Annotated in this window: 6 protein-coding genes; all 6 read right to left on the bottom strand. The window is 38.0% G+C overall.

What is annotated here, in order from left to right; genetic code table 11:
• Positions 1-363, bottom strand: a 363-nt coding sequence (locus tag WFK35_RS13440) for a hypothetical protein (RefSeq protein WP_336733016.1), incomplete at its 3' end; no start/stop codon positions are given.
• Between the two features lie 3 nt (positions 364-366).
• Complete coding sequence (locus WFK35_RS13435; protein ID WP_336733015.1) at positions 367-3,198, bottom strand: T9SS type A sorting domain-containing protein; 2,832 nt, start codon at positions 3,196-3,198, stop codon at positions 367-369.
• Positions 3,199-3,367: 169 nt separating this feature from the next.
• The gene (locus WFK35_RS13430; protein WP_029295596.1) at positions 3,368-3,673 is read right to left on the bottom strand and encodes a DUF3467 domain-containing protein; all 306 of its coding nucleotides are present in this window, start codon (positions 3,671-3,673) and stop codon (positions 3,368-3,370) included.
• An 86-nt stretch (positions 3,674-3,759) separates the two neighbouring features.
• Positions 3,760-8,025 (bottom strand): DNA-directed RNA polymerase subunit beta', encoded by a 4,266-nt coding sequence (gene rpoC / locus WFK35_RS13425; RefSeq protein WP_214590991.1) that lies wholly within the window; start codon positions 8,023-8,025, stop codon positions 3,760-3,762.
• Positions 8,026-8,109: 84 nt separating this feature from the next.
• Positions 8,110-11,931, bottom strand: a complete 3,822-nt coding sequence (gene rpoB / locus WFK35_RS13420) for a DNA-directed RNA polymerase subunit beta (RefSeq protein WP_235131850.1) — start codon at positions 11,929-11,931, stop codon at positions 8,110-8,112.
• 689 nt (positions 11,932-12,620) lie between these two features.
• On the bottom strand, positions 12,621-13,461 hold an 841-nt coding region (locus WFK35_RS13415; protein WP_336733014.1), incomplete at its 5' end, for a T9SS type A sorting domain-containing protein.

Here is a 13,461-nt window from a genome sequence, read left to right as displayed (position 1 = left end):
GTTTGAAGAAATCGTTTTTTCAGATTTTACAACTGCAGATCCGGAAGGTGAATATTCCAGATTATTGATCTCGTCCGGTTTTTGAAAGTTACCTTTTACAGTTATTGTATTTCCTGAAACAGACTGTGCAAACTTCAACACATTGCCTTCAGCTTTGAAAGATTTTACAGTAATACGATCTTTACTGTTTTTTAATTTTAAAGCTACAGTGTATAAAATTCCTCTTACACCAGGTCTTCCGCCGGACCATTCTGTTTTTTCCGCAGAAACTAAAGTTACATTACCCTGATAAAATGAGGAAACCGGCGCTTTACAGGAAAACGCCAGTATCCAAAATATAATTATCAATAGCTGATTGTTCATTTTTTAATCGTCATCTCCGTCATCATTTACTTTCCCTAAAACCAGATAGTTTCCGCTGTATACAACTGTTCCTTTGGATTCTGCTTTCAGGATGTAATTCCCCGGAGTTAATCTCTGACCGAATTCTTCATCAGATTTCACATTCTTTTTGCTGTAAACCAGTCTTCCTGAAGCATCAAAGATACTGATATCTACTGTATTGTATTTAGCAGAATCAAATCTTATGTGTGAAATCCCTTTTGAAGGGTTAGGGTATATTCTTGTTTCGTTGTTTTTACTTTTTACATCGCCAGTGGCTAAAGTAACGGTTGTATTCTGAGTAGTCCATGCTCCTCTTCCATAGGTAGAAACCAAAACGGTTCTTGTTGTAGGTCTGTAATCTAAATTTGTAACTCTTACATTTCCGATATTTCCACTGATAGAAGACCAGGTTGGCGATGCAGAAAGGAAATTGGTAGTTCCCCACACTCCCATTTCTGTTCCAAGGATTACTTCATTAGCGTCATCAGGATTTCCAAGAATTGTTCTTACCGGCATGTCAGGAAGATTTCCTTCTTTATTTTGCCAAGTTGTTCCTCCGTCTGTAGAAAAGAATACACTTGTAAGATTATAGTTGGATAATGTTACCATAATCTCATTTTCATTTTTTCCGAATTCGATATCAGAAATGGTTCCCGCAGCGGGTGTTGTAAGTACAGTAGACGCATACGATGTCGTATTTGCATTTGTAACCTTGATAATTCTTCCTAAATTAGTTCCTACAAATAGTGTTGTAGAAGCTGTTGTATAAGGAGAAACCTTCATCCATGAAATCTGCTCGTTTGTCTGTGCAGTTCCCACAGTCACTACATCATTAGTAAATGTAGTTGATGTGGCAGACAATCCACCTGTTCTGAATATAGTTAGCCCTGAACGGTAAGAATAGAATACATTATTAACTCTGTCCAAAGCAATTTCGTTCACGAAATGCCCGTAAGCATTTCTGTTGGCACTGGAGATAAGATAATAAGTACTGCTCGTTAACAGATAGTGATTATTGTACACATAACTTGCAATTTCATAATTATCCTGATCGTCATATTCGGTATACATTCCGTCTCCTGATGTTGCTGACTGACTTGTTAAGAAATTATTCGTCTGTGGAGCGCCATATAACCACCAGGAACCATTATCCTGAGCTCCTGCTAAAAGTTCTTCATTAGAAGGTGTTTTAATAGGATTCAGCATAGCAGTATAAAACTGGGTAACGTTGTATCTTGTGTTTCTTGCAGCAAAACCTGATGTGGTTGCAATAGTGTTTTTATTTGCCGCAAAATAAATTCCCCCATCATTTCCAAACATCATCTGATTGGTAGAATAGTTATTAAAAGGGTTAAAAACTATTTCATGCTGATCTGCGTGTACCTGCGAAACCTGTAACGCAGCCATGTTATTGTTGTTAGACCATTTTGAAATCTGCGTCCAGTTTGCTGCTCCGTTTGTAGATTTGTACAGATCAACTCCTCCTATATAAACTGTATTATCATCCAGAGGATCGGTAGCAATAATAAGATCATAGAAAGACTGTCCTCTTGTAAAATCGTTTGCCGGAATTCCTGTATCTGTTGCTGTCGGAAGCGTGATAACCGGAGTGGCATCATTTGTTGCCTGCCATGTTGTTCCTCCATCCGTAGATCTCGCAATACGAACAGGTTCAGAAGTACTGTTCGCTCCCTGCATAAGTGCGTAAACTTTATTGGCATCTGTTCTGGAAAGTGTAAAATTAACTCTCGCACCGGAATTTCCAACATTGTAAACTACACTGAAAGTATTTCCATCCGCAGATTTTAAAATTCTTCCTCCTGAATCTATATTAGAATATCTTGAAGATCTTGTAGACACCCAAACTGAATTGTCTGCTCCAATTTCTATCTGCTGAATAGAATAGCCCGTTGTACTGGTTGTATTGGTAGTGGTATTAAGTGCCAGTAAACTTGTATTTTTTGTAAAGGTAGCACCTCCGTCGGTAGATTTATACAATCCTGCCTGACTTAAACCCTGAAATGCTCCGTCGTTATAATTACCGCTTACTCCGGCATAAACTTCCGAAACTCCTCCATTGTTTCTTACTTTGATATCATTGATGTAAAAATTTCCGCTTCTTACGTTACCGGAATAGGTTGGAGTAATGGTAAAAATCTGCGTCCATGTACTTCCTCCGTTAATGGATTTCCATATTCCTGAACCTATTGCATCCGCAGTACAGGACTCTCCCGTTCCCACGTATATTATTTGTGGATTATTTGGATCATAAGCAATGGATGATATAGAAGTATTCGCCCAGAATGTGCTTATTGGAGTCCATTCGTTTGTACTTACCGAAGGATCCTGATTTACCCAAAGTCCTCCTGAAACACCTCCCGCAAACACTCTCTTTCCTGTAGGATCATTCGGATCATACATAATAGCACGCGTTCTTCCGCCTACACTGTACGGTCCTCTTTCAATCCATGGTTCGTTAACGATCTTATTGGTAGAAGATCCTCCTCTGTTAATAAAAGACATAGGAGCAGTTGGCGCATATTTCCCCTGAGCAATTTCTTCACTCAGCTTTGCAAGAGAACCAAAATTATTTTCACCCGTTACAGGATCCATCGTTCTCTTGAAATCTTCTTCGTTATAAGGATTAGGTGGAATTCCCGCAGACTTCGATAATTTATGCTGTTTTTTTAAGTTTTTCTGATATTTGGAGTATAATGCCTGAAGATGCTTTTGATTTGCCTGAAGCGTTTTATCTTGTGCATATATATTTCCGGTTATGCATAACATAATGCCAAGAATAGTATATCGTTTCATTTTTACATTTTTTACAAATATAAATCATATGCACAAATAATATTATAAAAATTTATAAATTATGTAAAATAATTCAATAAAAAAAGCAAAATCAATTATTATGTTAAATAGGGTTATAAAAAATGCCTCAATAAAAATTGAGGCATTCTTTTATTTTTTAGAGTAAATCTTAAGCGTTTACGTTGTTTCCTCCTAATACGAAAGGTTCAACTTCTTTAATTTCTCCAAATTGCTGCTCATAATTAGCAATATTTTGCTGAAGAGCAGAAAGTACTCTTTTTGCGTGAAGCGGAGCAAGAATAACTCTTGATCTTACTTTCGCCTGCTGTACTCCCGGCATTAACTGGATGAAATCTACTACAAACTCAGATGGAGAGTGGTTTACTAAAGCTAAATTAGCATAGATTCCAGCTGCTACCATTTCGTTTAATTCGATGTTGATGTTTCCGTCTTGTGGATTTTGATTGTTGTCCATTGTTATAAAATATTTTTTTATTCGAAATTTTGAGGTTGTGAAAATATAAAAATAAATTCAAACCTCAAATTTCCGAATCATTATTTTTAGTTAAGATCTTCGAATTCTTTTTTAGAACCTACGATCACATTCTGATATTCTTTAAGACCTGTACCTGCAGGAATTCTGTGTCCTACAATTACATTTTCTTTAAGACCGTTAAGATCATCTACTTTACCTGCAACTGCTGCTTCGTTAAGAACTTTAGTCGTTTCCTGGAACGATGCTGCAGACATGAAGGATTTTGTCTGAAGAGCAGCTCTTGTGATCCCCTGCAATACAGGAGTTGCTGTAGCCGGTAAAGCTTCTCTTACTTCTACTAAAGCTAAATCTTCACGCTTCAGTTTGGAGTTTTCGTCTCTTAATTCTCTTGCAGTAATCATCTGTCCCGGCAGGAATACTTTAGAATCTCCGGCATCAACTACTACTTTAAGACCGAATACTCTGTTATTCTCTTCCAAGAAATCATACTTGTGTTCAAGAGCACCTTCAAGGAATTGAGTATCACCTCCGTCAACGATAGATACTTTCGTCATCATCTGTCTTACAATGATTTCGAAGTGCTTGTCGTCGATTTTTACCCCTTGTAAACGGTAAACTTCCTGAATTTCGTTTACTAAATATTCCTGAACCGCAGTTGGACCTTTGATTCTTAAGATATCGTCCGGAGTAATAGAACCGTCAGAAAGTGGTGAACCAGCTCTTACGAAGTCATTTTCCTGTACTAAAATCTGGTTAGATAATTTAACTAAATAAATTTTTCTCTCTCCTGTTTTAGCTTCAACGATCAATTCACGGTTACCTCTCTTGATTTTTCCGTAAGAAACTACCCCATCGATTTCTGTTACAACCGCCGGGTTCGAAGGGTTTCTTGCTTCGAATAATTCGGTAACTCTCGGAAGACCTCCGGTGATATCCCCTGCTTTTGCAGATTTTCTCGGGATTTTGATTAAGACTTTACCAGCCTTAATTTTTTCACCATCGTTTACCATTAAGTGGGCTCCTACCGGTAAGTTGTATGCTTTCTGCTCAACCCCTTTAGAATCTACCACCTTCAAGGTTGGTACGGCTTTCTTATTTCTGGATTCAGAGATTACTTTCTCTTCAAATCCTGTCTGTTCATCAATCTCCAACTGGAATGAAACCCCTTGGATGATGTCTTCATATTCTACCTTACCGGCAGTTTCTGCAATGATAACCGCGTTATACGGATCCCACTTACAGATTACATCGCCCTTCTTCACCTTATCACCCGGTTTTACAGATAATATGGAACCGTAAGGTACGTTAGCTACCATTAACGGAGTTCTTGACTCGTTATCAGCAACTAATCTGAATTCTGTTGAACGGGAAACTACCACTTCAGCAGTATTACCGTTTTCATCTTCAGAAGTAATTGTTCTTACCTCGTCCATTTCAACGATACCGTCTCTTCTTGCAACAATTGACGGGTTTTCTGATACGTTTCCTGCAGTCCCCCCCTGGTGGAAAGTTCTCAACGTAAGCTGAGTTCCCGGTTCCCCAATGGATTGTGCTGCAATTACACCTACCGCTTCACCCATGTGAATCATTTTACCTGTTGCCAAGTTTCTACCGTAGCATTTTGCACAGATCCCTTTTTTAGCCTCACAAGTAAGTGGCGAACGAACTTCAACTGCTTCTAATCCAGCTTCTTCAATTCTCTTCGCGAATGATTCAGTGATTACCTGATCTGCTTCTGCAATTAATTCGTCAGTTTCAGGATCATAAATATTATGTAATGATACTCTACCTAAGATTCTTTCTGAAATTCTTTCAACAATCTCGTCATTTTTCTTAAGTGCGGTAACTTCTGTACCTCTCAGCGTTCCACAGTCGTCTTCTGTAACGATAACATCCTGTGCAACGTCTACCAATCTTCTCGTTAAGTATCCTGCATCGGCAGTCTTAAGAGCGGTATCCGCAAGACCTTTACGGGCACCGTGGGTAGAGATAAAGTATTCTAGAATTGAAAGACCTTCTTTAAAGTTTGCAAGGATAGGGTTTTCGATGATCTCCGCACCGGTAGAACCAGCTTTTTGCGGTTTTGCCATCAAACCTCTCATCCCTGATAACTGACGGATCTGTTCTTTAGAACCCCTCGCTCCGGAATCAAGCATCATGTATACAGAGTTGAAACCACCTTGGTCAGTTTTCATTCTGCTCATGATCATTTCCGTTAATCCTGCGTTGGTATTTGTCCAAACGTCGATTACCTGGTTATAACGTTCTGTATCTGTAATTAGACCCATGTTATAGTTAGCTCTAATTTCGTCTACAGTTTCAATTGATTGTGCAATCATCTGCTTTTTCTCAACAGGAACCACGATGTCTCCTAATGAGAAAGAAAGACCTCCTTTGAATGCGTTTGAATATCCTAAGTCTTTCATTGCATCCAGGAACTTCACAGTTGTAGGGAAATCTGTATCTGCAAGGATCTTACCGATAACGTTTCTTAATGATTTCTTCGTAAGAAGTTCATTAATATAACCTACCTGCTTCGGTACAATCTGGTTGAATAAAATTCTACCAACAGAAGTTTCGATTAATCTAGTAACGATTTGTCCGTCTTCTTTTACAGGAAGTCTACATCTTACTTTAGCATTTAAAGATACTCTACCCTCAGCATAAGCGATTTCAGCTTCTTCAGGAGAATAGAAAGCCAAACCTTCACCTTTTACTTTCATATCTTCTGTAGAACTCAATTCTTTGGTCATGAAATAAAGACCAAGAACCATGTCCTGAGAAGGTACTGTAATTGGAGAACCGTTTGCAGGGTTTAAGATGTTTTGAGAACCTAGCATTAATAACTGCGCTTCAAGGATCGCTTCAGGACCTAACGGTAAGTGTACCGCCATCTGGTCACCGTCGAAATCGGCGTTGAATGCTGTTGTTACCAACGGGTGCAGCTGAATTGCCTTACCTTCGATCATCTTAGGCTGGAAAGCCTGAATACCCAGTCTGTGAAGCGTAGGTGCTCTGTTCAGTAGAACAGGGTGACCTTTCATCACATTTTCAAGGATATCATAAACTACCGGCTCTTTTCTATCGATAATTCTCTTTGCAGATTTTACTGTTTTTACAATTCCTCTTTCAATTAGTTTTCTAATGATGAACGGTTTGTAAAGTTCCGCAGCCATATCTTTAGGAATACCACACTCGTGAAGCTGCAAGTTCGGACCTACAACAATTACGGAACGCGCAGAGTAATCTACCCTTTTTCCTAATAAGTTCTGACGGAAACGACCCTGCTTCCCTTTCAATGAATCTGAAAGTGATTTCAATGGTCTGTTTGATTCAGATTTTACTGCTGAAGATTTTCTTGTATTATCGAATAATGAATCTACTGATTCCTGAAGCATACGCTTCTCGTTTCTTAAGATTACTTCCGGAGCTTTAATCTCCAACAATCTCTTCAAACGGTTATTTCTGATAATAACTCTTCTGTAAAGGTCATTCAAATCGGAAGTAGCGAAACGTCCACCATCCAACGGAACCAATGGTCTTAGTTCTGGCGGGATAACCGGAAGCACACGCATAATCATCCACTCAGGCTTGTTGATCATTCTTGTATTAGCACCTCTTAATGCTTCTACAACGTTCAATCTTTTTAAAGCCTCAGTTCTTCTTTGTTTTGAACCTTCGTTGTGTGCTTTGTGTCTCAGGTCGAAAGACAATGCATCAAGATCGATTCTTTTTAATAATTCTTCAACCGCTTCCGCACCCATCTTAGCGATGAATTTGTTCGGATCAGAATCATCAAGATACTGGTTCTCAATCGGAAGAGTTTCCATGATATCAAGGTACTCTTCTTCAGTTAAGAACTCCATATTTTCGAAATCAGAACCGTCTAGTTTTTTAGCAATACCCTGCTGGATCACTACATATCTTTCGTAGTAGATGATCATATCCAATTTCTTGGAAGGAATTCCTAAAAGGTAACCAATTTTGTTTGGTAAAGAACGGAAATACCAAATGTGAGCAATTGGAACTACCAGATTGATATGTCCGATTCTCTCTCTACGTACTTTTTTCTCCGTAACTTCTACTCCACAACGGTCACAAACGATCCCTTTGTAACGAATTCTCTTGTATTTACCACAAGCACATTCGTAATCCTTTACAGGACCGAAGATTTTTTCACAGAACAAACCGTCTCTTTCAGGCTTATGCGTTCTGTAGTTAATAGTTTCCGGCTTAAGAACCTCCCCTCTCGATTCCTGAAGAATCGATTCCGGTGAAGCTAAACCGATGGTTATTTTATTAAATCTACTTGATTTATTTTTATTTGACATTTGTTAGATTTTAAATTTTAGATTTTAGATTTTAGATTAATTTCCGAATGTTTCCATTCAGCATTTATAATTTAAAATTTAAAATTATTCCTCTAGTCTTACGTCTAATCCAAGACCTTGTAGCTCGTGAAGCAGTACATTGAATGATTCCGGAATACCTGGTTCAGGCATTGATTCACCTTTTGCAATAGCTTCGTAAGTTTTCGCTCTACCAATAACGTCATCCGACTTCACGGTAAGGATCTCTCTCAGGATATTTGATGCACCGAATGCTTCAAGTGCCCAAACCTCCATCTCTCCGAATCTCTGACCTCCGAACTGAGCTTTACCTCCTAACGGCTGCTGAGTAATCAATGAGTACGGACCGATAGAACGTGCGTGCATTTTATCATCAACCATGTGCCCAAGTTTCAACATATAGATTACCCCTACTGTTGCAGCCTGAGTAAATCTTTCTCCGGTACCCCCATCATAAAGGTGAGTGTGACCGAATTTAGGAAGACCTGCTTTCTCAGTGTATTCTGTAATCTGATCTAAGCTAGCTCCGTCGAAAATTGGTGTCGCGAACTTCAATCCTAATTTCTGACCAGCCCATCCAAGAACTGTTTCATAGATCTGACCGATGTTCATACGCGAAGGTACCCCAAGTGGATTCAATACGATATCTACCGGTGTTCCGTCTTCAAGGAATGGCATATCTTCTTCACGAACGATTCTCGAAACGATACCTTTGTTACCGTGACGACCCGCCATTTTATCTCCTACATTCAGTTTACGTTTCTTAGCGATGTACACTTTAGCCAACTTCATGATCCCTGCAGGTAATTCGTCTCCGATTGAAATTGCAAATTTCTCACGGTTTTTAACCCCCTGAATATCGTTGTACTTGATTTTGTAGTTGTGAATTAACTGTTTGATTAATTCATTTTTATCGTTATCAACTGTCCAGTCTGAACCGCTAACGTTTACATAATCTTCAACTGAAGTCAATAATTTGTGAGTGAACTTAACCCCTTTACCGATGATTTCTTCATCAAGGTCGTTTTTCACGCCCTGAGAAGTTTTACCGCTTACAAGGGTATTTAATTTTTCAATTAAAGTGTTTCTCAAATCATCAAACTTAGCCTTGTAAGTGTTTTCAATTTCTTCAAGCTTAAGTTTTTCTTCAGTTCTCTTCTTTTTATCTTTGATGTTTCTTGAGAACAATTTTTTGTCGATCACAACACCTCTTAATGAAGAATCTGCTTTCAATGAAGCATCTTTTACATCACCGGCTTTGTCACCGAAGATCGCTCTAAGAAGTTTTTCTTCAGGAGTCGGGTCAGATTCACCTTTTGGAGTTATTTTACCAATCATAATATCTCCAGGCTTCACTTCAGCACCGATTCTGATCATACCGTTCTCGTCAAGATCTTTAGTAGCTTCTTCAGAAACGTTCGGAATATCTGCTGTCAATTCTTCCATACCTAATTTGGTATCACGAACTTCCAAAGAATATTCATCTACGTGGATTGAAGTAAACCAGTCTTCACGAACTACTTTTTCGTTGATTACGATCGCATCCTCGAAGTTGTATCCTTTCCAAGGCATGAACGCAACCACTAAGTTTCTACCAAGAGCCAATTCTCCTTTTTCAGTAGCATAACCGTCGCAAAGTACCTGTCCTTTTTCCACTACATCACCTACTCTTACGTTTGGTCTTAGGGTAATGGTAGTACTCTGGTTGGTTTTTCTGAACTTAGTTAAGTTATATGTTTTAGTAGCAGACTCGAATTGTACTAAATCTTCGTCTTCGCTTCTTTCATATTTAATAACGATTCTGTCGGCATCTACATACTCTACAGTACCTGTACCTTCAGCGTTAATTAAGATTCTTGAATCTCTTGCAACCTGCTGCTCAAGCCCTGTACCTACGATCGGAGCCTGTGGTTTCAATAAAGGAACTGCCTGACGCATCATGTTCGATCCCATCAACGCACGGTTCGCATCATCATGCTCCAAGAAAGGGATTAATGAAGCGGAGATACCAGAAATCTGGTTTGGTGCAACATCGATAAGATCTACCTGAGATGGCTCAACTACAGGATAGTCACCATCTAATCTTGCAATAATTCTGTCTGTTTCGAATTCACCGTTGTCGCTCAATTCAACGTTAGCCTGAGCAATAACTTTAGATTCCTCGTCTTCTGCATTTAAGTAGATAGGATCTGCATTAAGCTCGATTTTACCATTTTCTACTTTTCTGTACGGAGTTTCGATGAAACCAAGTCTGTTAATTTTCGCATAAATACCTAAAGATGAAATCAAACCGATGTTTGGTCCTTCCGGAGTTTCAATCGGACAAATTCTTCCGTAGTGCGTATGGTGAACGTCTCGAACCTCAAAACCTGCTCTTTCTCTTGATAAACCACCAGGTCCTAATGCAGAAAGTCTACGCTTGTGCGTGATTTCCGATAGTGGGTTGGTCTGGTCCATGAACTGAGAAAGCTGGTTGGTACCAAAGAACGAGTTGATTACTGATGTTAATGTTTTCGCGTTAACAAGATCAAGCGGAGTAAAGATTTCGTTATCTCTAACGTTCATTCTTTCCTTGATTGTTCTTGCAATTCTTGAAAGACCTACCCCGAACTGTCCTGCCAATTGCTCACCAACAGTTTTAATTCTTCTGTTTGATAAGTGGTCGATATCATCAACCTCAGCTTTAGAGTTTACAAGTTCGATTAAGTGTCTTACAATCGCAATGATATCCTCTTTCGTAAGAACCTCAGTTGTCGTAGGAATGTTTAGACCTAACTTTTTGTTTAGTCTGTAACGTCCTACTTCACCTAATGAATATCTTTGCTCAGAGAAGAATAATTTTTCAATGATTCCTCTTGCTGTTTCCTCATCTGGCGGATCTGCGTTTCTTAACTGACGATAGATGTACTCTACTGCCTCTTTCTCAGAGTTTGTAGGGTCTTTCTGTAATGTATTCTGGATGATAGAGAACTCGTTGCTGTTTTCTTTGTGAATCAGGATTGATTTCACACCCGCATCAAGAATAAGATCTAAATGTTCTTTTTCAAGAATCGTTTCTCTGTCTAAGATGATTTCGTTTCTTTCGATAGAAACAACCTCACCGGTATCTTCGTCTACGAAATCTTCGAACCAAGTGTTCAATACTCTCGCAGCCAATGTTCTCCCTTCTACTTTTTTAAGGGCAGCTTTAGAAACTTTCACTTCTTCAGCAAGGTCGAAGATCTGAAGGATATCCTTATCAGATTCATATCCGATCGCTCTTAATAAAGTGGTTAATGGTAATTTTTTCTTACGGTCGATATACGCGTACATTACGCTGTTGATATCTGTCGTAAATTCCATCCAAGATCCTTTGAAAGGGATAATTCTTGAATAATAAAGTTTAGTTCCGTTTGCGTGGTAAGTCTGTCCGAAGAATACACCCGGAGATCTGTGTAACTGAGTTACGATTACACGCTCTGCTCCATTGATAATGAATGAACCAGACGGCGTCATGTAAGGAACCGGACCTAAGTATACATCCTGAACCACAGTCTGGAAATCCTCGTGTTCAGGGTCTGTACAATACAATTTAAGTCTTGCTTTAAGAGGAACGGAATACGTTAGACCTCTTTCCACACACTCATCGATTGAATAACGTGGAGAATCTACCAGATAATCCAAAAATTCCAACACGAATTGGTTTCTGGAATCGGTAATCGGGAAATTTTCCTGAAAAGTCTTGTAAAGACCTTCATTTTTTCTGTCTTCAGGAAGCGTATCAAGCTGGAAAAATTCACTAAAAGACTCAATCTGGATATCCAGAAAGTCCGGAGTAATGATTTTTCCTTTCGCTGAAGAGAAATTCACTCTCTGATTTCCCCTAGTTGTAGGTGTTGTTTTACTCATAAAACTTTTAAGAAAGGTTAAAAAATATTTTGATTCATTAAAAAATATCAGAAAAAAGAGTTTGAGAAGAGAAAAGTTCCAAAAGACCTTGTAATGTTGGCGCTATTAGAAATAGTCTTATATTTTTTTCTCTTGATTCTCAGAATCTTATTCCTAACTGCAACACTGGTATATCTTTTCACAGCGTAATGCAAAATATTTTTATTACTTTTGAGGCAGAACAGCCGCAGTATCTATACACACGAAATCCTCTTCATTTCCATGAAAGAGGTGATATTCAATATTTTATAGATTTACAAACAATTATTCGCGCCAAAAGAGACTGCAAATCTACAACATTTTATTTTCATATACAAATAAAACAACTTCATTTTGAAGATGTTAATTATTTCATTGAAAATAAAAAAGGTCATCCAAAATATGGATGACCCGCCCTTAATAAAAAAAACTTAATCTTAAAATTAATTATTATAACCTAAGATTTAGCTGTATTTAAAATACTGAACAGAATAATTAATTCTATTACAATATATATTTTTCAGAACTAAAAATATTTTAAACTTTAATCTGTCAATATATAAAATTAATAAAAAAAATATTAAAATATTAATTTTCAGATAATTAAAATTTCAAAAACACAAGTCACCCCTTCGGATGACTTGTGTATAGAAACTATTTACTTATTGAAATTACCTCACGATGACCTTATATGATTTTACAGTCGTTTTTGTTTCTACTTTTATAACATACATTCCTACAGGTAAAGAAGAAGTACCGATTTCAGCATTTCCGGAGAATTTACCTGATTTAATTAATTGTCCCTGAGCTGAAAACAAAGTATAAACACCTTCTTCGTTAGATTTTACATTTAAATTTTCACCTGCTTTTACAGGATTAGGATATACTTTAACATCATTTGCAGCAGTTTTTACTTCTCCAAGAGATGCTTTTGCTGTTAGACCGCTGTTTCTAGCTACAGAGGAATACGGAGAAAGAGGAGAATTCGGAGAACCTTTTTTAACAAGATCCGTATCTACAACCGCCTGAATTCCATCTGCATCTGCATCATCTATTCTTGAAATAAATCCTTCTCCAAGATCATCCAGATTATCCTTACCGATGGTATAAAGATCGAAGTCTACATTATTGGATTTAAGATCCACGAAGTCTGGTTTATCATCTCCGTCTGTATTTTTTAAAGGATATTTCATCACTCCGGAATCCGGTGCTGTTTCAAGAACATCTGCAATTCCGTTATTTCCTACCGCAACACCGCTATCAATTACTCCATTATGATCTGTATCAATCTGATCAATAACCGAAGCCGGGATTCCTGATTCAAATAAATCTAAAATACCGTCATTATCAGAATCCAGATCAAGGTAACTTGAAATTCCGTCTCCCAATTCTGAAATTACCAGTTTATTTCCATCCACATCATCATCTTCAAATTTTCCGTTTCCGTTAAGATCTTCCAGCGCATCCGGAATACCATCGTTATCAGAATCTTTATCACAAGCATCAGCAATT

This window comes from Chryseobacterium sp. VD8 (assembly GCF_037149975.1).
Lineage (GTDB): Bacteria > Bacteroidota > Bacteroidia > Flavobacteriales > Weeksellaceae > Chryseobacterium > Chryseobacterium indicum.
This window is presented reverse-complemented; position numbering and strand designations above follow the sequence as displayed.

Bases quoted from the DNA above. Each gene is read 5' to 3' on its own strand.
- WFK35_RS13435 (WP_336733015.1), bottom strand. From the start codon at position 3,198: ATGAAACGATATACTATTCTTGGCATTATGTTATGCATAACCGGAAAT.
- WFK35_RS13430 (WP_029295596.1), bottom strand. From the start codon at position 3,673: ATGGACAACAATCAAAATCCACAAGACGGAAACATCAACATCGAATTA.
- rpoC (WP_214590991.1), bottom strand. From the start codon at position 8,025: ATGTCAAATAAAAATAAATCAAGTAGATTTAATAAAATAACCATCGGT.
- rpoB (WP_235131850.1), bottom strand. From the start codon at position 11,931: ATGAGTAAAACAACACCTACAACTAGGGGAAATCAGAGAGTGAATTTC.